14 protein-coding genes and 7 pseudogenes are annotated in these 22332 nt (G+C 68.4%); 11 read left to right on the top strand and 10 right to left on the bottom strand.

Features of this window, described 5'->3' with window-relative positions; genetic code table 11:
• The first annotated feature begins 384 nt into the window (after positions 1 to 384).
• Positions 385 to 1854 carry a M1 family metallopeptidase gene (locus tag ACFV8T_RS43570; protein WP_385338955.1) on the top strand — a complete coding sequence of 490 codons (1470 nt, stop codon included), beginning with the start codon at positions 385 to 387 and terminating at the stop codon, positions 1852 to 1854.
• A 68-nt stretch (positions 1855 to 1922) separates the two neighbouring features.
• Here the strand turns inward: ACFV8T_RS43570 and ACFV8T_RS43575 are convergent, their stop codons facing one another.
• Positions 1923 to 3524: a trypsin-like serine peptidase gene (locus ACFV8T_RS43575; RefSeq protein WP_385338957.1), complete on the bottom strand. Its 1602-nt coding sequence runs from the start codon at positions 3522 to 3524 to the stop codon at positions 1923 to 1925.
• A gap of 475 nt (positions 3525 to 3999) precedes the next feature.
• Here ACFV8T_RS43575 and ACFV8T_RS43580 point away from each other — a divergent pair, with 475 nt between their 5' ends.
• Complete coding sequence (locus ACFV8T_RS43580) at positions 4000 to 4569, top strand: hypothetical protein (RefSeq protein ID WP_385338960.1); 570 nt, start codon at positions 4000 to 4002, stop codon at positions 4567 to 4569.
• A 765-nt stretch (positions 4570 to 5334) separates the two neighbouring features.
• On the opposite strand, the pseudogene ACFV8T_RS43585 reads toward ACFV8T_RS43580, so the two are convergent.
• Together ACFV8T_RS43585 and ACFV8T_RS43590 are read right to left on the bottom strand one after the other, a co-directional pair.
• A pseudogene (locus ACFV8T_RS43585) lies at positions 5335 to 5460 on the bottom strand (transposase); the annotation flags it as partial.
• A 124-nt stretch (positions 5461 to 5584) separates the two neighbouring features.
• The gene (locus ACFV8T_RS43590) at positions 5585 to 5836 is read right to left on the bottom strand and encodes a hypothetical protein (RefSeq protein WP_385338963.1); all 252 of its coding nucleotides are present in this window, start codon (positions 5834 to 5836) and stop codon (positions 5585 to 5587) included.
• A 353-nt stretch (positions 5837 to 6189) separates the two neighbouring features.
• Between ACFV8T_RS43590 and ACFV8T_RS43595 the strand changes: the two genes are divergently transcribed.
• Entirely contained in the window at positions 6190 to 7161 is a 972-nt protein-coding gene (locus tag ACFV8T_RS43595; protein WP_385338966.1) for an ArsR/SmtB family transcription factor, read from the top strand.
• Positions 7162 to 7367: 206 nt separating this feature from the next.
• Here ACFV8T_RS43595 and ACFV8T_RS43600 read toward each other — a convergent pair.
• The 3 genes and pseudogenes from ACFV8T_RS43600 to ACFV8T_RS43610 form a co-directional block, all read right to left on the bottom strand.
• Positions 7368 to 7604, bottom strand: a pseudogene (locus ACFV8T_RS43600) (transposase); the annotation flags it as partial.
• 11 nt (positions 7605 to 7615) lie between these two features.
• A complete protein-coding gene (locus ACFV8T_RS43605) occupies positions 7616 to 8449 on the bottom strand; it encodes an MIP/aquaporin family protein (protein ID WP_385338969.1) in 834 nt (277 codons plus the stop codon).
• Between the two features lie 118 nt (positions 8450 to 8567).
• Positions 8568 to 9230, bottom strand: coding sequence for a hypothetical protein (locus tag ACFV8T_RS43610; RefSeq protein ID WP_385338972.1), 663 nt, complete (start codon positions 9228 to 9230; stop codon positions 8568 to 8570).
• A gap of 112 nt (positions 9231 to 9342) precedes the next feature.
• Between ACFV8T_RS43610 and ACFV8T_RS43615 the strand changes: the two genes are divergently transcribed.
• The 3 genes and pseudogenes from ACFV8T_RS43615 to ACFV8T_RS43625 all read left to right on the top strand — a co-directional run.
• Complete coding sequence (locus ACFV8T_RS43615; protein ID WP_385338975.1) at positions 9343 to 9990, top strand: TetR/AcrR family transcriptional regulator; 648 nt, start codon at positions 9343 to 9345, stop codon at positions 9988 to 9990.
• A 26-nt stretch (positions 9991 to 10016) separates the two neighbouring features.
• Positions 10017 to 10262: pseudogene (locus ACFV8T_RS43620) on the top strand (transposase family protein); the annotation flags it as partial.
• Between the two features lie 12 nt (positions 10263 to 10274).
• Positions 10275 to 10805 (top strand): annotated as a pseudogene (locus ACFV8T_RS43625) (DDE-type integrase/transposase/recombinase); the annotation flags it as partial.
• A gap of 83 nt (positions 10806 to 10888) precedes the next feature.
• Here ACFV8T_RS43625 and ACFV8T_RS43630 read toward each other — a convergent pair.
• Positions 10889 to 13579: a SpoIIE family protein phosphatase gene (locus ACFV8T_RS43630; RefSeq protein ID WP_385338978.1), complete on the bottom strand. Its 2691-nt coding sequence runs from the start codon at positions 13577 to 13579 to the stop codon at positions 10889 to 10891.
• Between the two features lie 989 nt (positions 13580 to 14568).
• Here ACFV8T_RS43630 and ACFV8T_RS43635 point away from each other — a divergent pair.
• Positions 14569 to 16488: a hypothetical protein gene (locus tag ACFV8T_RS43635; RefSeq protein ID WP_385338981.1), complete on the top strand. Its 1920-nt coding sequence runs from the start codon at positions 14569 to 14571 to the stop codon at positions 16486 to 16488.
• A gap of 206 nt (positions 16489 to 16694) precedes the next feature.
• On the opposite strand, the pseudogene ACFV8T_RS43640 reads toward ACFV8T_RS43635, so the two are convergent.
• Positions 16695 to 17092 (bottom strand): annotated as a pseudogene (locus ACFV8T_RS43640) (restriction endonuclease).
• Here ACFV8T_RS43640 and ACFV8T_RS43645 point away from each other — a divergent pair.
• From ACFV8T_RS43645 to ACFV8T_RS43655, 3 genes and pseudogenes are all read left to right on the top strand, one after another.
• Positions 17046 to 17360, top strand: a pseudogene (locus ACFV8T_RS43645) (nitroreductase family deazaflavin-dependent oxidoreductase); the annotation flags it as partial. The pseudogenes ACFV8T_RS43640 and ACFV8T_RS43645 sit on opposite strands and share 47 nt — an antisense overlap.
• Positions 17361 to 17446: 86 nt before the next feature.
• Positions 17447 to 17779, top strand: a complete 333-nt coding sequence (locus ACFV8T_RS43650) for an oxidoreductase C-terminal domain-containing protein (protein ID WP_385338983.1) — start codon at positions 17447 to 17449, stop codon at positions 17777 to 17779.
• 39 nt (positions 17780 to 17818) lie between these two features.
• A pseudogene (locus tag ACFV8T_RS43655) lies at positions 17819 to 18150 on the top strand (MFS transporter); the annotation flags it as partial.
• A 116-nt stretch (positions 18151 to 18266) separates the two neighbouring features.
• On the opposite strand, the gene ACFV8T_RS43660 reads toward ACFV8T_RS43655, so the two are convergent.
• Together ACFV8T_RS43660 and ACFV8T_RS43665 are read right to left on the bottom strand one after the other, a co-directional pair.
• Positions 18267 to 18755: a group II intron maturase-specific domain-containing protein gene (locus ACFV8T_RS43660; RefSeq protein WP_385338992.1), complete on the bottom strand. Its 489-nt coding sequence runs from the start codon at positions 18753 to 18755 to the stop codon at positions 18267 to 18269.
• 30 nt (positions 18756 to 18785) lie between these two features.
• Complete coding sequence (locus tag ACFV8T_RS43665; RefSeq protein ID WP_385338986.1) at positions 18786 to 19622, bottom strand: hypothetical protein; 837 nt, start codon at positions 19620 to 19622, stop codon at positions 18786 to 18788.
• 233 nt (positions 19623 to 19855) lie between these two features.
• Here ACFV8T_RS43665 and ACFV8T_RS43670 point away from each other — a divergent pair, with 233 nt between their 5' ends.
• Complete coding sequence (locus tag ACFV8T_RS43670; RefSeq protein ID WP_385338989.1) at positions 19856 to 22240, top strand: ATP-binding protein; 2385 nt, start codon at positions 19856 to 19858, stop codon at positions 22238 to 22240.
• Positions 22241 to 22332 lie beyond the last annotated feature (92 nt).

Raw genomic sequence — 22332 nt, forward strand, 5'->3', positions numbered from 1 at the left:
ACCTGATGACCGCCACCAACCACCGCGCCGAAATGACCGTCCGCTTCACGATCCGGGAACAGATCACCAGCACCGCCGGCCTGCCCGCCACGGCCTGAGCACGGAACCGGAACCGACCCCACCACGCCCCGATGCCCCGCCAAGTGCCAACACTCTCGACAACGTGACAACGCCTCTGCTCTCGGTGTACTGGCCCATATCACTTCCCCGTCCAGAGCCGAAGGTCCGTGGTCGGCGCGGCCCATGCTCACCTTGATCATGGATCATGAACGTCGCGATGTCAGCCGCAAGGCGCGTGAAACGACTTCTGCCAATCTCGAAGCAACCAAGAGACGATGCTGGCCTTCTGACATCTTGCGTCCTGCGATCGATGGGAGACACAAGATGAAACCCCATATCACGAAGGGCAGCCGACCTCGGCCGACGGTCCCGGGCCGTCTGTCCGGCTGGGCTCCGGCCACAGCACTGCTCCTGGCCATAACGACGTCCTGCACCGGCTCCGCGCCGGGATACGATGCCGCCGTGGTCGGTAGGCCCGGCACCGCAGGAGTGGGCGATCGGCTGTTCCCGACGCTCGGCAACGGCGGCTATGACGTGGTGCACTACGGGCTGACGCTGGATTACGTGCCTGAGACCAACCACCTGAAGGGCACGGCGGTCATCACAGCGCGGGCCACCCAGGACCTGAGCCGCTTCAACCTCGACCTGTCAGGACTGCGGGTGCGCACCACGACGGTGCAAGGAGCCAAGGCCCAAGTCGCACGCTCGGGGGACAAGTTGCTCGTGACACCGGCGAAGTCGCTACGGAACCGCGAAGTCTTCAGGACAGTCGTCACCTACGACGGCACACCGCGCACGCTCAAGGACGACGACGGAGGCCTGGAAGGCTGGATAGAGACCGACGACGGCTCGACGGCCCTGGGGCAGCTGTCCGGCTCCATGACCTGGTTCCCGGGCAACCATCACCCGTCGGACAAGGCCAGGTACGACACCACGGTCACCGTGCCCAAGGACGAGGACGGCAATCCCTACGACGTGATCAGCAACGGTGAGCTGATCACGGAGGAGGACAAGGGGAAAACGGTGACCCGGCACTGGCGCACCGAGGAGCCCATGGCCAGCTACCTCGCCCACGTCTCCGTCGGTTACTTCGAGATCCACAAGGGCTGGACGGACGATGACGTGCCCGTCTACGTCGCCATCGACCCCGACGAGGCCGAAGATTCCGCCGATGTCGCCGGTCTGGTGCCCGAGATCGTCGACTGGGCCGGCAAACGCTTCGGTCCCTACCCCTTCTCCTCGACCGGTGCCATCGTCGACCACCTGCCCGGGCTCGACTACGCCCTGGAGACCCAGACCAAGCCCTACTTCGGCGAGGCGCCCGAAGAGGCGCTGCTCGTGCACGAACTGGCACACCAGTGGTTCGGCAACTCCGTCACCCCGCGCAAGTGGAAGGACATGTGGCTCAGCGAGGGTCTGGCCACCTACGCGGAGTGGCTCTGGGAGGAGGAGCGGGGCGACAGGAGCACCACGGAAATCTTCGAGGACTTCTACGACGGCACGGACGCCGAGAGCGAGGGCATCTGGGCGTTCCCGCCGGCGGATCCGCCCAGCGGAGGGCGCGTCTCCGACCCGCCCGTCTACGGACGCGGTGCCATGGTCGTGCACAAGGTGCGCAGGGCCGTCGGCGACGAGACCTTCTTCGACATCCTTCGTACCTGGACCCGGCGGCACCGGCACGGCAATGCCGACACCCGGCAGTTCATCGCCCTGTGCGAGAGCAAGGCAGGGAAGGACTTGACCGCGCTATTCAACACCTGGCTCTTCGACAAGAAGAAGCCCTCCCGGATGTGAAAAGGGCGATCCGACGAGAGAAGGGCTCCTCCCCCGGGGGAAAGCCCTTCTCCAGTCGGCAGGAGGCCCTACGCAGGCGGGTACACCAGCGTGATCTCGCGGTTCAGGCCGGTCTCGTCGGCATCCGGGTACATGGACACCTCACCGTCGGACCACCGCACCAGGAAGTCGTCCGGGTGGCGGTTGTCCGTGTAGTCACCCGCGCCCAGGATGGTGGCGTGCATCCAGAGCCGGTTGGGCTTCTTGACCTGGATCTCGCCGTGGAAACCGTTCTGGTCGACGTCCTTGTAGAGGGTTAGTTCGCCGTCCGTCCAGCGCACGATGAGGTCGTGCTGGTCGTTGCCGGTGAAGTCACCCGAAGCGATCGTCGAGGCGTGCTTCCAGGTACCGTTGGGCGCGGCGAGTTTCTTCTCGCCGTGGAAGCCGTCGCGGTTGACGTCGGTGTACAGGGTGACTTCACCGTCGCTCCAGCGGACCAGGAGATCGTCGGCCCACTTGTTGCTGGTCGTGTAGCGACCACCGGTTATGGAAGTGGCGTGCTTCCACAGGTCGTTGGGCTTCTGCAGCTGTACCTCGCCGTGGAGCCCCTTCTCGTCGACATCGGGATAGAGCGTCAGTTCGCCGTCCGTCCATCGGACGATGAGGTCGTCGCGGTCGGCCCCGGTGAAGTCGCCCGCGGCCATGGTCGCGGCGTGCTTCCAGGTACCGTTGGGCGCGACGAGACGAATCTCCTTGTCGAAGTTGTCGGCTTCCTCCCCGGCACCGCGGTACAAGGTCAGCTCGCCGTCGGACCAGCGCACGATCAGGTCGGAGTAGTCCCAGGATCCCGGATTGCCGTCGGTGAAGTAGCCACCCGTCATGACGTCGGCATGCTGCCAGGTCTCGGCCTTGCCCAGGACACCACGGCCCGCCGGCTGACGGTTGTTGACCGCGTCGTCGTACAGCGCCTTGGCGTCGCCGTCGAGGTAGGAGCTGTAGGAGATGTCGTCCTTGTCGCCGCCCGTCTTCCAGCCGCCGATGACGCCGATGATGCCCCAGTCGCTGCCCCGCTTGATGAGGAACGGGCCACCGGAGGCACCACCCGAGTACTTGTCACAGGCGATGCGCAGGAAGCTGCCCGGGATCTTGGGGTCGGTGCTGTCGTAACGGACGGTCTTGTCCGTGCAGTCCAGCGGGCGTTTCTGGTTGGCCGGGTAGCCGATGAGGCGGGTGGGGTCGTGGTTGTACCCGGCGTTGATCATCAGCTCGGCACCGCCGACGACGTCCTCGACGTTCTTGCCGCCGCGCGGTTCGAGCTGCAGGAAGTTGAAGTCGAGGTCGGCCGCGGCGTCCGGGCCCTTGGACAGGTACCGCTTGTCGACGTAGATACGCCCAGGCTTGACGGTGAAGGAGCCGTGCGGCTTCTTCCCGTCGTCGTACTGCGGGACGAACGCGAGGTTCTTGCGCGCGTCCTGGTCGTCGAAGCAGTGACCGGCACTCATCACGATGTTCTTGCCGGGGCTCTTGACGACCGTGCCACCGCAGAAGCGGCCGGTTTCGGTGCCGTCGTTCCAGAAGAAGGTGCCGACGACAGGCAGCCCTTCGAACGGTCGGCTGGCGGCGCGATCCATCCTGGTCGGGGCGGGAAAATGCTTGGCCTCCTGCTCCTTGACGGGCTTCGCGGCCCGCATGCGCTCCGGGGTCCAGTAGTCGTCGGCGTCAGCCGGCGTGAACCCGCGCGCGTCGTCGTCCCCGCCTGCCGGGACAGGGACCGACGGAACGGAAGACCGCTCCTCCGGGGCGGCGGTCGGCGAAGTGGAAGACCGCTCCTCCGGGACAGGGGCCGACGGAACGGAAGACTCCGTCGGTGGGACGGAGGCCGGCGGAACAGAAGGCTGCTCCGGGACGGCAGGCGGCGAAACGGAGGACGGCTGCGCCGGGGTGCTCGGGATGGTGCTCCCCGAGGGAGTCGGATCGCCTTGGTCGGCAATGGCCGGAAAGCCCGGCAGTAGCATGAGTGCTGCGGCGGCCGCCGCAGTACCCAGCGCTCTGCGTAATCTCATGGTTGTTCCCCCACACGAAAAGAGACGCATGCCACGCCGCCTGGCGTGGCTGCGTCAAGGTCAGTCAAGATCGTATGACCACTACTGGCACGGGGAAGCGCATATGATCGACTTCACACGTTCGTCCATCCGCTGCGGACTTGCCGCAATTGCCCTGCCGTTGATGTTGCTCGGGCAGGCCGGAGCGGCCCACGCCGATCAGCTGCCCTTCCCCAAGCAGGGGTACGGCTCCGTCGGTGGCCCCGCGGCGCCTGGCGAGGCAGTGGACCTCACGGTCAAGGAACGCCCCGGCAACCCGCACCCGACGGCAGTTGAGGTCTCCAGCCCTGCGCTGAACGACGACACCACCCTCGGTGACACCAAGAGAGCCTGGGTGGGCGCGGGCCGGATCAAGAAGACGGTGAAGCCCGGAACGTATCCGGTGACATTCACGCTACGACACAAGAGCGCCGACTGCGTGACGGAAAAAGACCGCGACTACGTGTGCGACTACCCCGCGATCGTCCTGCACTCGAAAGTGACGGTATCGGGTCAGGACGAGACCGCTGTATCGAACGAAGGGCCAGGCTTCGGTGGCGGATTGGCCATCGGCATCGCTTCAGGCGCCGTGGCGACACTGGCGGTGGGCGGGGTACTGCTGCGCCTCCTCCGCCGCCGCCAAGCTCCCTCCTGACCCTCGAGAACGCCGCCCTCACCGCATCTACACATCCCGGCAGACTCGGTCTTCGCGCTGCTGAAACACCGTCGAGGGCTAAGGGCTGTGCTCATATCGTCGGCCGGGTAACGGACCTCTCTGGGATTCCGGTCCGCCACACTCTGCGGAGAAATGCCACGATGGTTTCTTGCGGGTCCCGTCAGTGTGAGGGCGTGGCAAAGATCGAGACAGCAGATGTGTTCGCGGCCGGGGGCCGCGGTGGAGGTGGGAGTCTCTATGCGTACCGGGTGCGTGGGCGCGGACGCAGTGCCGTAGTTCGGTGGATCGGTGGGCGGGGCGACGAACCCGACCATGTGTTTACGGTGCCAGAAGCCGACCGCTGGCAAGTGCCGGTGTTGTGTGATCCGTGCCCCGGTCGGGCCGGTTGTGTTCGTGGACGACAAGGGTGAAGCGCATGCCGGAGGAGCGGATCTCCCCGGCGGGTGAGCAGTTCGACGAGCTGGGGACGGTGTCGTCCCACCAGGGCATCGTGTTCGAAGAAGGGTTGTCAGCGGCCCGGACCTGGGCCAAGGAGCACGGCCCCGTCCTGCCACCCGCCACCGCGATCGGTGAGCACGGGCTCCCCGTTGGGACCTGGGCCAAGAATCTGCGGTTCGCCGCCCGGATCGCGGATCGGATCGCGCTGCGGCAGGAGGCCGACACTGGTTCCGGCTCACCCGGACCTATCTCCAGGACCGCGGGACCATACCCGGGCTTCGTTCGTAGGAGTTCCGCCACGGTTCACGGGACGCGGATCGCAGCCAGCACGGCCGGAGGCACCGTGCAGTCCGCCGTGTTCCCAGTGCTCAGCACAACCGACAGCGGCAGGCCCCGCCCATCGACGGCCAGGTGGACCCTGGTCGTCAGCCCGACATGTGTAGGACGCTGCCGTCGTTCGATGACCCGGAAGCGTTGAGCCGGTCCTCGCTCATCATCGAGGACCGGCTCAACACCACGTGGGACCGGAGGGCTTACGCCAAGTCCCGGACGCGCCCTACGAATCCAAGTTCACCCAGAGGTGCCAGTTGTTGGTGGTGCTGCTCTTCTGGCAGTACCAGTCGGAGTAGACGCCGGCCCGCCCGAACGACAGGCATGCGCTCTGGGACGAGAAGGTACCGATGTCGACATATGTCCGCGCCGCGGAGGGCGCGGAGGGCGCGGATGCCGCCTGCGCGGTGGCGACCGTGCCACCCGTCAGCAGGGCGGCTCCCAATGCGGCGCCTGTGAGCCAGATTCGTGCACGCATAGATTCTCCTCTTCTACGGACCTTTTCACCCAATGCGGGCGCGGTCGGGTACTGGGCACGCCCCGAGCGGGGCTTGCCTTCTCCTGCCGCGAAGCAGAGGAAGTTCTCCTTTGCCGTCTCGCGACGAGTGCTCGCTCAATGCTCGGCCTTGACTTCGGCCTGGACACATCGTCTTTGGCCGGGCGCGATCTCGACAATGACCGTCGGTTGTAGCCGAATGTCCCTGGTCAGCACGTACCACGCCCAAGAATTCGGATATTGGGGGCTCTATGTTGCGAATCCACTTCACTTCAGAAGATCTGGCGCGTGTGACGCTCGGATACAACAGCTCGCTGCCGGTGAGTGAGGCCGTGATGAGTCTGCAAGCGCTCCGTCGCGGCTCGGGCCCACAGTTCTCCGCGTGGCGGCACCTCGTCGGAAAGCAACTGCCTGCACGGGCTTCACTGCTCGGTTCCCTGGTGCCGGCCTCCGGCTGGGCTCCGGACTTCCTCACCCCAGGACCCGACCACGCATCCCCCACCACAGGGGCGTTCGACGCGATACGAGCCACGCCGCGCAGGCGTCTCGCGGCCGACCTGCGCCGCTTGTCGAGCCACCACCGCCTGCCCGCCTGGACGCAGCTGCTGGCCGACGGGGACCGCGAGACGCTTGACGCGGTGGCCGACACCCTGGCCGCCTACTACGACGCCGCGGTAACTCCGTTCGTCGACCGCGTACGGGCCGTACTGGACGCAGACCGTGCCTGCCGGGTGCACACCATGGCACGCCTCGGCGTCGGTGCGGTGCTGGCCGGCCTGCACCCGCAGATGCGCTGGCAGGAACCCGTGCTGGAACTGCCCGGCCCACCCGGACAAGGTCAGATCAACTTCCACCTGGAGGGGCGAGGGCTCCTCCTGTCCGCCCACATCTTCTGCGGCTCCCGCCCCCGGGCACTGCTCAACGACGTGGGCACCCCCGTTCTCGTATACGCGCCCGCCTGGAATCCCCACGGCGGCAATCTCGTCGCCGAACCAGCGGATACCCGGCCACGCACATCGACAGCCCTGGCGACACTGCTCGGCCGCACCCGCGCGGCCGTCCTGGAGGCCCTGGCATCCCCTGCCGGCCACACCACCAAGCAACTCGCCCAGAGCCTTGGCATCTCCCCTGCCTCAGCCTCGGAACACGTCACCGCACTGCGAGCCGCCGGCCTGGTCACCAGCCTCCGGCAGGCCAACACGGTGCGACACACCATCACCGCCTTGGGAGCCGGCCTCATCTCGACCGCAACCGGCACCACCGCACCCGCCACCCCGTCCGCACGGTGGCCCGACCGCCTGCCCTGACGGGATTCGCCACGACCACCTCGCCGATGCACACCACCACCCCAGCTCGCACACCACGGCGCTGACTTCCGCTGCCAACTCGGGGCGACAAGGGTCAGTTCGAGTAACAGTCCGGCCTGGGGCGCCGTGCAAAGGGGGTCGGAGAACCCATGAGGTCCGTCAGACGAACGGCTCTGTCGCACTACCGGTGGTGACGGCGCGGGAGCTCATACCAAGAGAATGCGGTGACGGAGGAGGCTGAAGCCTGCCCTGCCGTACATATGCCGTTTGATCATCTTGGTCTTGGTGTTGACGCCCTCGGCGGGGCCGTTGCTGTAGGGGAGGGTGAGCCCGGCGACGGCCGCGTCATGGTCCTGGCCGAGGCCATTGAAGAAGGTGTCCAGCTCGGGCAGAGCGGCCTCGCGTACCTGCCTGCGCCCCTGCCCGGTAACCCACGCGTGGAGGGGTCGGTCGATCAGCTGGAGTGCGCGTCAGGGGCGGAGCGAAGGGCGTTTCGGGCACGGTCCCGGTGGGCAAGCGCGGAGGCCGTGCGCCAGATCTCGGCCCCGGCGAATGCGCCGATCAACGGTGCGAGCAGGTAGATCCACAGATGCGTGGTGTTGCCGGACAGCAGCGCTGGGCCGAACTGCCGTGCCGGGTTGGCGGATCCACCGCTGCGGGGGCCGAGCAACGCGATGATGAGTGCTGTGGCCAGACCCACGGCGTACGGCAGCAGTGGTCGGGAGAACGGGCGGCCGAGGAGGGCGCCGAGCATGAGCGTCACGGCGACGATGGTTCCGGCCTCTGCCGCGAGCACCGCGGCGGCGCTCCATGCCGGCGCGGGCCCCACGGCCGCGTACGCGATGGGGGCATGACGGGCGACGGGCCCCCAGACGAGGCCGCCGAGCGCTGTGCCGGCCATCGATCCGGCCGCCTGGGCGGCGATGTACGGAACGACGGCCCGCCCGGGAAATGCCCCCAGACGCCACAGTGCCACGGTGACAGCGGGGTTCAGATGCCCGCCGGAGCGCCGCCCGGAAGGCGACAGGATCAGCGAGGTCAGCAGCACCCCGACCAGTGCGCCGAGGGCGGCCAGGGCGACGTCGAGGTTCCCGATGGCCATGGGCGAGCCGGGTGCGAGCAGCCAGCGCACTGCGGTGACGACAAGGAAGAGCAGCAATCCGGTGAGGCCGAACTCGTGGGCCGCGCAACGCAGGACGTGCAGGGGCGGGGCGACGGCGGGGGATCGACGGGTGAGGGTGGTCTGTATCGGGGGAAGTGCCGTGGAGCAGGGCGTGCCCGGATTCATGGGCGAATTTCTGGTCCGCATGAGGGATGGCCTCGATGGTGTGTGGTGCGCGCCGACAGGACCGCGGGGTGGGGAGGCCGGCAGCGCAAAGGGTTCCCCACCGCCGTTCGGCCGCCGGTTACCGTGCGGCGTGTGCGGCCTCCAGCCAGTTGAGGAACTCACACGCGAAGTGCCACTGGTGGCCGGTGAAGACGTGCTCCGGCGCATCCGCGGGGAACTGGATCGTCAGCCGGATGCGCAGTCCGCGCGCACCGTTCCCGAACTCGTGCATGACGCGCGCGATCTCGGTGCCGTCGGCGAGCCTGCCGGTGCCGCCTATCCGGACGGGATACGTCTCGTGTCCCTCGCCCTCGATCGCGACGCCGTCATGGAACGTGAGGAAGAAACGCAGCGGGCCGGAGCCGATCGTCTCGATGATCTCGACAACGCCGTCGGCGGAGTCGGCGAGATAGTGCTCCGGATTGGCCGCGAGCAGCGCACCCCGGTCGGCGCTGGCGAGCCGACCCTGCCACCAGGTCAGGAACTCGTCGGCGTCGATCCCGCCGATCTCCATCTCGGTCACGGCGGACCGCCACGCCCCGTCCGAGGCGCCCGGCAGCGGCGCCATTGCGCGGTCCGCCGCACGGAGGTCGGGGGTGAGGAGCTCCCGCATCAGTTCGTCCCCGATCCGGTCCTTGAGCAGAGCGAGCGCGGTGCGGGAGCGGTACAGCTCCCACCGGCGGATGTCGTCCTGCGAGTACTCGGTGCCGTCGATAACGGTCCGGACAGTCAGCGCGCTCATGGCGTGCCCCTTTCGACACTGAACCTTAAGCGGAGGATTTTTCTCCGCCTCTGGAAGTTAGCATAACGGAGAGAAACTCTCCGATTTAGTTGAGCAGCAAAGGGTGGGGTGCATGAGGGCGGATGCGGCGCGGAGCAGGCGACGGATTCTCGACGCGGCCCGCGATGTCTTCCTGGAGCGCGGACTCGACGCGCCGCTGGACCTGATCGTGCGCCGGGCCGGAATCGGACCCGCCACGCTGTACCGGCGCTACCCCGACCGCGAGGCGCTCGTCCGGGACCTGACCGGCGACCTGCTCGCCCGGCTGGAGAGCGCCGCGGAAGAGGCCGCAGCAGTGGACGACGACGCCTTCGAGGTGGTACGCCGTTTCGTCCACGCGGCGGCGGATCTGCGGATGGGCGCCATCATCCTCGTCCTGCTCGAAGGTCTCGTCGTCGACGCGGAGCTGGTACGCATCCGCACCCGCACCGCGAGCACCGTCGAGACGCTGATCAATGCCGCGCACGAGGCCGGTCGGCTCCGTCGTGACGTGGGCATGGGTGATCTCGTGCTGCTGTCGATCCGGCTGTCCCGCCCTCTCCCGGGCGGCCTGGACCGCCTCGACCCCGACGGGGATCTCCTCCACCGCCATCTCGATCTGGCGCTCGACGGCCTCACCACCGAATCCGCGACCGAGTCCACGACCACCCCGGCAGGGGGCACCCCCCTGACCTTCGCCGACCTCATCACCGCCGCCGACCGCCCGACCACCACCGACTGAACACCAACATTCCTTCCTATATGGAAGTCAAGTGCTGGGCCGACAAGGCGTACCAGAGTGCCGGCCGCCCGATCCGAGTACCCTTCCGAGGCCGCCGGCTCAAGCGGTGGAAGCGCCGGCACAACAGCACCCACGCCAAGATCCGCTGCCTCGGCGAACAGGCCATGGCCACCCTCAAGGGCCGGCGAGTCCCACGAAAGCTTCGCTGCAGCGCCAACCGCATCACCTACCTCGTCAAGGCTGTCCTCGTCCTTCACCACGCATCAACGTGAGTTGGGAAAGGGCTCACTGCGGACGCCCGCGCCGAACGAGCCGTCGAGGAAGAGCGAACAGTGTCGGAGATCCGACAGATCCATGCCGCCCACCAGGGCACCTATGGCGCCCTGCGCGTCCATGCCGAACCCCGTTCCCGCGGGAGAGGGATCAACCGCAAGCGCGTGAGCAGACCGATGAGGATCAACCGCATCGCCGGACGGCACCTGCGGCACAAGAAGCGTATGACCATTCAGGACAAGACTGCCCCGCCTGTGCCGGACCTGGTGATGCGTGACTCCACGGCGCATATGCAACACCAAGTGGTGCGGCGACATGACATACGTCGCCGTCGCTCGACCTGGGCATTCGCCACGGCCATCGACATCTGCCCGCGGCGCGTGATCGGCTGGTCGATCGCGGACCACATACGCACCTCGCTGGTCACCGACGCGATCGAGATGGCCGTGGCCGCCCGCGGCGGGCAGGTCCGCGGCGTCGTCTTTCACACGGACAGGGGCGCGCGATATGGATCGGCCGCCCTCGCCGAGTTCTGCCGTCGGCGGTCGCACGACGGCCCTTGTCCCGGCCACCGTGCCGGGACGGTCGAGGAAGCGCTCTTCTCGAAGACTTGCCGGTCCAGCGCTCAGAGTTCCTCGTCGAGGATGGCCGGCCACGCCGTGCCGTCCGCGCTCCCGTCGGGCCGGGGCAGCGCCATCTCCGCCCAGATGACCTTTCCCTGGGAGGTGTAACGGGTGCCCCAGCGCTCGGCCAGTCGTGCGACGAGGAACAGACCGCGGCCCCCTTCATCCATCGCGGCGGCGTCACGCAGATGGGGCGAGGTGCTGCTGCTGTCGGCCACCTCACAGGTCAGGGTGCGGTCGAGCAGCAGTCGTACAGTAACCGGCGCGGAGCCGTAGCGGATGGCGTTGGTGATCAACTCGCTGAGCACCAGTTCCGTGGCGAACGCGAGCTCGGGCAGAGCCCAGTCGTCGAGCTTCTCGGCCACGACAGCACGCATTCCCGCCACGGCGGCGGGATCGAACGGTACGTCCCAGTCGGCGACACGGTCGGGCGGGATCGCCCGTGTCCGGGCGATGAGCAGCGCCACATCGTCCTTCGGCCGACTGGGCAGGAGCGCGTCGAGCACCGCCTGACAGCTCTCCTCCGGCGACCGGTCGGGGTGGCACGCCAGGGTCTCACGCAGCAACTCGAGCCCCACGTCGATGTCTCGGGTGCGGTCCTCGATGAGCCCATCGGTGTAGAGGACGAACTGCGTGCCCTCCGCCACGTCCAGTTCCGCCGTCTCGAACGGCATACCGCCCAGGCCCAGGGGCGGGCCGGCCGGCAGGTCGGGGAACAACACACTGCCGTCGGGCCGGACCAGTGCGGGCAGGGGATGCCCGGCCCGAGCCATCGTGCAGTGACGGGAGACGGGATCGTAAATCACGTACACACAGGTGGCTCCGATGACACCCGCGTCGGCGCCGGACTCCGCCTCCTCCTGGTCGATGCGCCCGATCAGGTCGTCCAGATGACTGAGGATCTCGTCGGGCGGCAGGTCGAGCGTGGAGAAGTTGTGCACCGCCGTGCGCAGCCGTCCCATCGTGGCAGCCGCGTGCAGGCCGTGGCCGACGACATCCCCGACGACCAGCGCCACCCGACTGCCCGGGAGCGGGATCACGTCGAACCAGTCGCCGCTCACCCCGGAGAGTGCGGGCAGGTAGCGATGGGCGACATCGAGCGCGCTCTGTTCGGGCAGGGCCCGCGGGAGCAGGCTGCGTTGCAGAGTCACGGCCATGGCGTGCTCGCGGGTGTAGCGGCGGGCGTTGTCGACGCTGACGGCAGCCCGGGCGACCAGTTCTTCGGCCAGGGACAGGTCGTCCTCCTCGAACGGCTGGGGCTTCTCGGAGCGCCAGAAGTTGGCCATGCCCAGGATGACGCCCCGCGCCTGGAGGGGCACCGTGATGAGCGAATGGATGCCGTAATCGACGATCGTCCGCGTCCGCTCCGGGTCCTGGGCGAGCCAGCCAGGTGCGTCGGACAGGTCGGGCACCAGCTCCGGCCGGCCTGTGGCGAAGGCCCGTGCCTGTGGCGTGGAGGGGAGAAAGTTGATCAGCTGACCGGGTTCGTAGAGGGGAGGGTCGTCTCGGATGCCGTGTAGAGCGGTGCGGCGCATGTCCGTGTCGGCACAGGTCGGCTCGTCCCCGTGGAGGACCGGTTCGGCCAGATCTACGGTGCCGAAGTCGGCGAGCCGGGGGACCGCGATCTTGGTCAGTTCCTCGGCCGTGCGCACCACGTCGAGGGTGGTACCAACGCCGAGGCCGGCGTCGTACAGCAGGCGCAGCCGCTCGCGGGCGTTCTCCGCCCTGCCGGACAGCGCCCGCAGCTCTGTGGAGTCACGCAAGGTCACGACTGTCCCCCGGGGCCCACCGCGGCGATCCGTCGGCCGCTGGTTCACCGCGAGCAGTCGGCTCCCCGCGAGGTGCACTTCGTCCGTGGCCGCGCGCCCCGAGGTCAGCAGCTCCACCATGCCGGGATCAAGGCTGGACAAGTCCGGGATGCGTCGCCCTTCGGCGTCGAGCGGCAGATCCAGCAGCCGCCTGGCCTCGTCGTTCGCCAGCAACAGCCGACCCTCGTTGCCGACGATGAGCACGCCTTCGCGCACGGCGTGCAGCACGGCGTCGTGATGCTCGTACATACGAGTCATCTCGGCAGGGCCCAGATCGTGAGTCTGCCGCCTGAGCCGCCTGGCCACCAGCGCCGTCCCGCTCGTGGCCACTCCGAGCGCAACCGCTCCTGCACCAAGGATGATCGGAATCTGCTGCGCCACCAATCCGGTCACATGCTTGACCTTCATGCCGGCAGCCACCAGGGCCACGACCTGCGCATGATCGTGGACGGGGACGATCGCCTGCTCCTCACGGCCGAGTGGGCCGCTGACACTCTCGGTGTACACGTGTCCGGCCAGCGCCGGCGCGAGGGTGGCGACGGCCCTCTTCCCGATCAGCTCCGGCCGGGGGTGCGTGTAGCGGATCCCTTTCGTGTCCATCACCACGATGAAGTCGACGCCGGCCGCCTTCCGCCCCGCCTCGGTGAGCGGCTGGAGCACCCTGGAAGGATCAGGAGCCTTCAGCGCGGTCAGGAGGCCCGGTGAGTGAGCGAATGTCTGCGCGACGGCGACGGAACGGTTTCTCGCCTCCGTACTGCTGTCGTGCCGGGCCTGCACTATGAGCGCCAGCACCGAAGCGGCCACGAGGAGCACGACCACAACCACCTGCAGGGCGAAGACCTGGCCTGCGAGGCTCCGGGGGTACTTGCCCGTGAGTGACCGCATATGTGCGCTCCGGAATCGGCCGAAACGACTAACCCAGTGCCCTTTGTAACACCGCGAGGTCGAAGGTGCGTGCGGTCAGGGCTCGCTCGGGGGCGGTACCGCGCGGCGGCCCGACGACAATCCGGCAGCCGTGGGACCGGATCGGTGCCAGGACGGTACGGGATACGGCCGGCCCGGATCGGTGGGGCACGCTGCAGCTCGGCCTGTCCGCGATGCTCTCACTCGGCTTGCTGCTGCGCGGCGCGGGCCACGCGGACTGCCGGCATGGAGGGCTTCTGAGGGCCGCAGGCCCATAGCGCCGGATGTCGGGCGACGTCACGGTGTCAGGACCTCGCCGCCGCGGGCCGCCGGGTCGATCACGCGGGCGTCGGGCTCGCTGAGGACATCGCGCCGAAGTGAGCGGTAGTCCGGTTCCCGGGGCGGCGTCACAGGTCGGCGTGTTCGGCGGAAGGCCGTTCACCGGTCGGTGCCGTAGTCGTCGAGGCGGCGTCCGCGCATCCAGTCGGTCGCGGGGACCGGCGCGGTGGTGGTGCTGTCACCGTCGCGGCGGCGGCCGCGACAGGGGTGAGCCGGTGTGGGAGCTGCTGCTTACCATGAGGGCCCGGGTAAGTGGGCCGGCGGGTGGCGGAGAGGGCGGTGTCAGTGGCTCAGGCCACCGCCGAGGAGGGCGTGACAGCCCTGAGACTCCGGGGCGGGATGTCGGCTGGTCCAACTTCCCCCGGCGCTTCACCGTTCGGCGGCCGGGGCTACGGTGCGGACCGTGAGTGATCCCCTGTCTCGCCCGCTGAGCTGGCGGAACTCGACGAGTCGGTCTCGCTGGCGCTGCTCACCGTAAGCACTGCCGAAGAGTCGGGCGAGCGCCGGAGGCGTCCCGCAGGGTAGCGGTCACCGCTCCCACAGCGGGGTCTTTCCACCCCGAGCATCTCGGTACGCTGCTCCGCACACGTCCGCCAACGCACTTGAACGGCGGGGTGAACAAGGGGAGTTACATGACGCGTTGGACAAGTCTCCTGCCGCTCGGCGGCAGGGCCAGGAAGGTAGCCACGGTCCTGACGGCCGTGGTCACGGCGTGTGCGCTGGTCGCCGGGTACCGCTGGTGGTCGGCCCAGCAGGGCGGTGCTTTGGTGGTCGTGGTGAAGGAGCTGCCGAGCGGGGCAGCGGCCGATGTCACGGTTCGTGGTCCCGGCGGCTTTCAACGCCATGTGACGGTGAGTCGGACGTTCCATGATGTCCCGGCAGGGCGGTACACGCTCGATGTCGGCCCGGTGCGAGGTGCGAACGCCGACGTATACCCGACGCACCCGACGGTCACTGCATCCGTAAAGGCAGGCGGCACGGAAACGGCCGAGGCGCTTTACGCCAATGTCGTGCCGCATACGACAAAGGTTCTGGACGCGTCTCGGCTTGGGCTGGTCGGCGGAATCACCGATAACCGGTTGGTGTTCGACCGTGACGCCACTCACGCGGGAAAGCTGGCCGCCGGCGACGTCATCGTCGCCGGCATTGGGCCGAAGACCCCAGAGGGTCTGATCCGGCGTGTGACAGCAACCCGGCGCGATGACCGAGGGAGGCTCGTCGTCGACACCAGGCCGGCAACGCTTCGGGATGCCCTGCCCAAGGCAAGAATCGACTTTCGCGACGTCCGCCCGGACTCCCCACATTCCGAACCGACGAGTGCCTCCAGGACGCTGTTCGCGCCCGGCGCGGCCAACGACGCGACCGCTCAGGTGAAGAAGGCGGACGGCCCGGGGTCCGGCGTGCAGACCGGCGGTGACGGAACCTTCACCATCTCCGCACTGCTCCGGAGCGGGACCATTATCGAGAACAAGCTCGACTTCGAGTGTTCTGCGGCACTGACCAGCAATCCCCTGCAGCAGATCAGCCTCGGCGGGCAGCAGCCCGGCCTCGGAGAGTTCTCCGCGGATTGGGACTGGTCGGGAGTTCACAAGGTCAGATACGCGTTCACTTTGGCAGAAAGCGCCCGTATCAAGGTCGACATGCCGGCCAGCGAGCGAAAGAAATGCGCCTTCAAGTTCAGGGAGCCGGACCCGGCGGTCAAGGTGGCGGCGTTCACGCTTCCGGTGGGGCCCGTTCCGGTGGTCATTGTCATGGAGGTGAGCATGGTGGCCTCCTTGGAAGGAACGCTGAAGTCCGACCTCTCCTTCGATCTCGGGCAACAGGCGAGACTTACCGCCGGAATGGAATGGAAGGGCGGCCGGAAGACCCCCATCGCGTCGTTCAAAAACGATTTCACGCTCCACAAGGGACCGACCTTCGCCCTGGAAGGCACCGCCAAGGCAGGCTTGCGCATCGGGACGAAGATCTACGGTGCAGCAGGCCCTTACCTCGACATCACCCCGGGATACAAGATCTCGGAGGTAGACGAAATCGGGGGCCAGAGCAAAGCCGAACTCAAGGGAGGGCTGTACACCGCGGCGGGAATCGAGTTCGCCCCCTGGGGAGGTGCCGACGGGAAGCCTACGGCGGCCGTGGAGATCAGCGATCTCTACCACGTCGAGAAAGTACTCAAGTCGTACGTCTGGAACCCGTCCCCGACGCCCAGCCCCTCGAAGACCGATCCCGGAAAGCAAGCGGCCTGCCCTCCTGAAGACGGCATTCGGCAGGCGATCAAGAAGCGCATCACGGGACCGGTCGATCCCGGCGCGCCGTTCCTCGGTCAGTACAAGTGCTGGAACGGCTGGGCTGCGGCAGTGTGGAGCGGGGAGCCCGCATCCGACTCCGTCGTCATCAGCGTCTTCCATCGCGACCGGTCCCGCCTCGATCCAGCGGTCGACCTGCTTCCGGTCATGGACGACAGCGCAGACCCGGACTGGGTTCGGGACTGCCGAAAGCTGCGGAGCCTCAAGCCCCCCGTAGGGCTGATCGACTTCGTCGGCTGCGAACGCTGACGGCCGCAGGACTTCGCCGCTGCTCAGGACAACACTGGCGGAGGCCGTGCGTCTGCGGCCCGCTCCGGCCCGCGCGTACGCCGGCCGTGCCGCAGACGTGACTGCCACCCGCCCGGCACAATTCCAGACCCCCGGACCGTGGTCCGGGGGTCCACGTCATCACGGTCGGTTCAGAACTCAATGGAGGCAACTGTCCAGCCAACGGTTCAGCCGCCGCTCGGCGCAACCCTCTGCGAGACAGGCGCGGTCTCCAGTCGGTCCAGGCGTTCGTAGAGGGCGTAGATGAGGCGGGTGCGGTTCTGGACACAGCGCACGGTGCCCTCCAGCTTCGCGGACAGCCGGCCTTCCGCCTCGCGCAGAACGATGTCGGCGAGCGCCCGGGGCCCGCTGGGCCTCGGCAGCTGGTCGGCGCGGCACCGGGCATCGGAGGCGATGGCGCGGGCGTGGCCGGTGAGCTGGAGGGCGATCTGCTCGTAGTCGCGTTCCGCCAGTGCGTCCTTGCCGGTCCAGGCAAGGACGGCCTTGAGGGGCACTCGTACGGTTCGCGGTCGAGCGGGACCACCCTGGGCGCCAAGAACGGCAAGATCCGCAAGGCGCCGGTGATGCGCGTCAAGCACGACGGGCGTTGTGCGGTGGTCGGTTCGTTGGGCGGATCCCCCAAGCATCCGCTGTGGTATTTCAACGTCAAGGCCGATCCGCACGCCGAACTCCACGACGGCCCCATGAAGCAGGACATGCCGGCCCATGAGGCCACCGGTGAGAAGAGGGCCGAGTGGTGGCAGCGTGCGGTCGCCGCCTTTCCGAGGTACGCCGACGTGCAGAAGAAAACCTCGCGGGAGTTCCAAGTGTCCGTTCTGGAACCTGTCGTCGGACAGCCGCACCCAGGATCTACGCCGCCGGCGACGTCGCCTCCTGGCCCCGTGCGCACTTCGGCACCCGTATGCGGCTGGAGCATCGGATGAACGACACCGAACAGTCCATTGCCGCGGCAGGCAACCTGCTCGGCGACGTGGCCCCGTTCGCTCCCGTGCCCTACTTCTGGACCGACCAGTGCGAAACCAGGATCCAGGCGTACGGAATCTTCCCGCCGGGCGCGGACCTGCGCATCGTTTACGGCGCCCCGTCGGACGGCCACTTCGCCGCCGCCTACGGGCACCACTGGAGGGTGGTCGGCGTACTCGGCTGGAACGCCCCTCGTCAGGTGCGCACGATGCGCCGTCTGATCGTCGACCGCGCATCGTGGGCCGCCTTCGCGGCCACACCCGCGCTCAGCCCGGCAACCGTGAAATGACCCCCAGGTCCCACAGGAAGCAAGGGGGGAGGGCAGCCGGTGACCACCGACCAAACCCCCCGCCCGGCGGGCAGCGCTCCCGGCGTTCGGCCGCGCTGTCGCCGTGCCTGGCTCAGCGCCGACCACCCCCGCTACAAATGGGTGGCGCTGACCAACACCACGCTCGGCATGCTGATCGCGACCATCAATGGCTCGATCATGCTGATCTCACTGCCCGGTATCTTCACCGGTATCCGTCTCGACCCGCTCCGGCCGGGCAACGTCAGCTACCTGCTGTGGATGCTGATGGGCTACCCGTGCTGGTCGTCACCCTCGGCCGTCTCGGCGACATGCGGGGCCGGGTACGCATCTACCACGCGGGATTCGTCATCATCGCTGAGTAGGCCCGGAGCGCGGTGCCGGGATTGTTCCCGGTCCGTTTCTCCAGACCTCTCGCCGAACCCGCCGTGCGCCTCTCAGCGCAACGAGCTCCCCACGGTCTCTGCCATCAGGCGGGGTTCGCAGGCTGCCATGGGTTGGGGATCGTGCCGGCCCGGTATCGGTAGCGGCTGACCGTGACCGATGCGATCCGGAACAGTTCGATCCCGTCCGCCGCGAGTGGTCGCCACCGCCTCGTGGGGGCGGTGAACCGGCGGCGGACGTCGCCCCGACTCCAGCGGTGACGTGTCCGCACGTTGCGGATCAGCCGCCACCACACGAAGGCGTCGAGCCCGTCGAAGACATGCTTGACGACTGCGTGCTCGAAGTAGTTGGCCCAACCGCGCATGATCTGAGTGAGTCTGATCAGCACGGTGGCGAGATCCTGCTGCTGCGATGTCCTGCCTGTCAGAGCACGAATCTTTGCCTTCAGCGACCGGATGGTCCGGTCGGCGATGAAGGTGTAGACGTGCCATTTGTTCGTGCCTCCTTTTCGTTTCCACTGGATGCGGAAGCCCAGGAGTCGAACCCATCGCTCATATGCACGACCTGGTCTCAGCTTGCGCCAAAGGCGTTCTCCGGCGTTTCGTCATTCCTCATGTCCTTCGTGTCGCCCACCGCGCAGGGCGGGGCCGCGGGCGAGCAGGATGCTCAGCGCCGTGTAGTCCGATCCGGGGCGGCGGACGGGCATGAACACCTCCAGGCGGTCGCCTTCGGTGCGGTAGCCCGCCTTCGTGGCGCGCGCCGACAGGGCCGGGGTGCCGACGTGCGCGGCCAGTCCCCGTACGTCGAGGCGGACGCCGCTGGTGGGGTTCCCGGAGATGTAGGTGATCCGGGACCAGTCGAGCAGGCCGGGGAAGGGTGCGAGCGTCAGTCCCTCACGGGTGAACGTCATGGCGCCCCAGCGCAGTTCGCCGCCTGCGTCCAGCTCGTCCAGGTGCCGCTGTGCGAGGGACTCGGCGACGGCTTGCGAGGCGCGCGTGTGGAACGCTTGGGCGGTGCCGAGGGGTGCCGCCGCGGCCAGGCGCCAGAAGCCGGTCGCCTGGCGGACCTTGATGTAGTCCAGCCCTCTGAGGCGGACCGGGCCGCCCGTGTACGGACGGATGACGATCTTGAGTACGTCGTGCGAGTGGCCCAGGTTGATGTGGACGGACACGTTGGCCGCCTCGACGGAGGCGATCTCGTACCAGGCGTAGCGCAGCGTGCGGCGCCCGGGACGGCGCAGCTCGAAGCCGTGCTCGTACTCGTGGATCCGGATCCGGGTGTGCCGGACGCTGAGCGCGACGCACAAGGCGGCCACCGCGGGGATGGCCCAGATGGCGAGGCGGAACGTGGGCTCCTCGTCGTAGTGGTCGCCGGCAATGGTGCACATCACGATGAACACGATGACGAGCGGGACGAGCACGGTGAGGGGACGCCTTGGCATAGCCCCCTGGTAGGTCCACGCCCGCTCTCCCAGCCTTCCGGGCTGCTCGCACCCCGCCGACGCGCCTGCCGTCACCGCACACCTCGTTTGATCGTCCGAAACCTCGCCGTCGAGTGTCGGACCGGCGCTCGTGCGGGGATACGGGAGAACTACTCAATTTGCGTCCGCTGCTCGACCGCTCGGTTGCTGTGCGGCGGCGGTGCGCCCCCCCCGCGTCCGTAAGATGGCCGCTCATGGAGACGGGGGCAGCCGCGGGGGCATGTGTCGGGCTCGGCGGCGAACTGACGCCACTAATAGGGCGGCGGGCGGAAACAGCCCGGATCGCACGCCTGCTCTCCGGCGCACGCCTGGTCACACTCAGCGGAGTCGGCGGCGTGGGCAAGACCCGGCTCGCGCTGCGCGTGGCAGCGAACCTGACAGGATCCTTCGCCGACGGTGTGCACCTCGCCGAACTCGCCGAACTCAAAGACCCCGAGCTGCTCGCGCCGACCGTCCTCGGCACCCTCGGCGTGGCCAACCCGGGACTGCCCGGCGCCGACGCGACGGCCACCCTCTCGGCCCGGCTGCGCGAACGGCGCACCCTCCTCGTCCTGGACAACTGCGAGCACCTGATCGACGCCTGCGCCCGCCTCGCCGACACATTGCTGCGGGCCGCACCCGGGCTGCACATACTGACAACCAGTCGGCAGCCGCTCGGGATCGCGGGTGAACAGGTCTTCCCCGTTGAGCCGTTGCCCGTTCCGGAGGCGGGCGGGGCCGGGGGCACGGGCCACCGCGTGCGTGCCCTGAGCGGCAACCCGGCCGTCGCGCTGTTCGCCGACCGGGCCTCCGCCGTGCTGCCCGGCTTCGCCGTGACCGAGTCCGACGCCGGTGCCGTCGCCGAACTCGTACGCCGTCTGGACGGGCTGCCCTTCGCGATCGAGCTGGCCGCGGCCCGCGTCCGGAGCATGAGCCCGCAGGAGATCCTGGAACGGCTCACCGACCGGTTCGCGCTGCTGACCGGTGGCAGCCGCATCGCCGCCGACCGGCAGCGCACCCTGCGGGCACTGATCGACTGGAGCCACGAACTGTGCACGGAACGCGAACGGCTGCTCTGGGCGCGGGCCTCGGTGTTCCGTGGCGGCTTCGACATGGAAGGCCTCGAACAGATCTGCACGGACACCGAACTGCCGGCCTCCGCCCTCCTCGACACCCTCGACGCGCTCGTGGCCAGATCGGTCATCAGCTGCCGCCAGGAGCAGGGGCGCTCGCGCTACCACATGCTCGAGACGGTTCGGGAGTACGGGCACGAACGGCTGGTGGCATCGGGCTCGCTCGACGCACTGCGCGCCCGCCACCGGGGCCACTACGCACAGCTGACGGCACAGGCCGGGCAGGAGTGGTTCGGGCCCCGGCAGGTCGACTGGTTCACCCGGTTGCGTCTGGACCACCCGAACCTGCGCGCAGCCCTGGAATTCTGCCTGGAGCACCCCCAACAGGCTCTGGCCGGTCTGGCCCTGGCCGTGTCGCCCAGGCACTACTGGATCACCGCAGGCCTGCTGTCCGAGGGCCGCCGCTGGCTGTCGCAGCTGCTCGCCGCCGACCACGCGCAGGACTACGGAGACGACGCGGCCGGCCCCGACGCCGCCGTCCGCGTACAGGCCCAGATCACCGACACCTATCTGGGCATCCTGCAGGGCGAGCAGAACGCCGATACGCTGCGCGCGCTCGCCGCATGCGAGACGATCGCCCGACGAGGCGGTCACCGGCGGGAGTCGGCGTGGGTATGGCACCACCACGGGATCCTCGCCGTCTGGCGCGAGGACTTCACAAGTGCCGTCGAACTGTTCGCGCGGGCACGCGCCGAGTTCCTTGCACAGGGCTGCCTCGACGCGGCCCTCGAGTGCCGGGTCAAGTTCGCCATCGCACACGCCTACGGAGGCGAAGTCACCGAGGCCGACAAGGCATGTGCCGAGGTCGAAGCGGCCGCCCGTGCGCACGGCGAGTCATGGCTGCACGGAATGGCCCTGCTCGCCCGTGCCCTGCTCGCCCGGCGCGCACACGCACCTGCCGACGCGGTCACACACGCCCGCGGGGCCATCGCCCGGCTGCGCCCATTCCACGACTGGTGGGACGTGGCCATGTGCGTGGAGGTCATCACATGGAGCACCCAGGACGCCCCGCGGCGCGCGGCCCGGCTCCTGGGCGTGCTGCACCTGTTGTGGGAGTCACTGGGCGGGCGAATCGGCTCGGCGCCGTTCATGCGCGCGCAGCATCTGCGCTTCGAGGCCACGGTACGGGAGGCGCTGCCCGACGCCGCCTTCAACCGGGAATTCCACCGCGGAGCACGCGCCACCCTGGACGAGGCCATGGCCTGCGTACTCGACGACGCGGCCGGGGCGCCAGGGCTGACGCGGCGCGAGAACCAGGTCGCGGAGCTGGTCGCCGACGGCCTCACCAACAAAGACATCGCGGTGCGCCTGACGATCGCCCAGCGCACCGCGGAGAACCACGTCGAACGCATCCTGACCAAGCTGGGGCTCACCTCGCGCACGCAACTGGCGGTGTGGACGTACGAGCGGCGCAACGAACTCGTCGGCAGCTCACAGCGGTCAGGCCCACAGGACCAGGGCGGGTGATGCTCCTATTGGCAGTCAAGCGGTGTGGGGTGCCTGGTCGCCGGTCATGTGTAGGGGGCTCGCGGTTTCGGGCGTCGGCGGTCCGCAATACT

It is taken from the genome of Streptomyces sp. NPDC059832 (assembly GCF_042731715.1).
Classification (GTDB): domain Bacteria; phylum Actinomycetota; class Actinomycetes; order Streptomycetales; family Streptomycetaceae; genus Streptomyces.

What these genes read in the sequence shown, in the direction of transcription:
- ACFV8T_RS43650 (WP_385338983.1), top strand. Translation starts at nt 17,447, where the DNA reads ATGAACGACACCGAACAGTCCATTGCCGCGGCAGGCAACCTGCTCGGC.
- ACFV8T_RS43580 (WP_385338960.1), top strand. Translation starts at nt 4,000, where the DNA reads ATGATCGACTTCACACGTTCGTCCATCCGCTGCGGACTTGCCGCAATT.
- ACFV8T_RS43670 (WP_385338989.1), top strand. Translation starts at nt 19,856, where the DNA reads ATGGAGACGGGGGCAGCCGCGGGGGCATGTGTCGGGCTCGGCGGCGAA.
- ACFV8T_RS43610 (WP_385338972.1), bottom strand. Translation starts at nt 9,230, where the DNA reads ATGAGCGCGCTGACTGTCCGGACCGTTATCGACGGCACCGAGTACTCG.
- ACFV8T_RS43575 (WP_385338957.1), bottom strand. Translation starts at nt 3,524, where the DNA reads ATGCGGGCCGCGAAGCCCGTCAAGGAGCAGGAGGCCAAGCATTTTCCC.
- ACFV8T_RS43605 (WP_385338969.1), bottom strand. Translation starts at nt 8,449, where the DNA reads ATGAATCCGGGCACGCCCTGCTCCACGGCACTTCCCCCGATACAGACC.
- ACFV8T_RS43630 (WP_385338978.1), bottom strand. Translation starts at nt 13,579, where the DNA reads ATGCGGTCACTCACGGGCAAGTACCCCCGGAGCCTCGCAGGCCAGGTC.
- ACFV8T_RS43615 (WP_385338975.1), top strand. Translation starts at nt 9,343, where the DNA reads ATGAGGGCGGATGCGGCGCGGAGCAGGCGACGGATTCTCGACGCGGCC.
- ACFV8T_RS43635 (WP_385338981.1), top strand. Translation starts at nt 14,569, where the DNA reads ATGACGCGTTGGACAAGTCTCCTGCCGCTCGGCGGCAGGGCCAGGAAG.
- ACFV8T_RS43570 (WP_385338955.1), top strand. Translation starts at nt 385, where the DNA reads ATGAAACCCCATATCACGAAGGGCAGCCGACCTCGGCCGACGGTCCCG.
- ACFV8T_RS43590 (WP_385338963.1), bottom strand. Translation starts at nt 5,836, where the DNA reads ATGCGTGCACGAATCTGGCTCACAGGCGCCGCATTGGGAGCCGCCCTG.
- ACFV8T_RS43595 (WP_385338966.1), top strand. Translation starts at nt 6,190, where the DNA reads ATGAGTCTGCAAGCGCTCCGTCGCGGCTCGGGCCCACAGTTCTCCGCG.
- ACFV8T_RS43665 (WP_385338986.1), bottom strand. Translation starts at nt 19,622, where the DNA reads ATGCCAAGGCGTCCCCTCACCGTGCTCGTCCCGCTCGTCATCGTGTTC.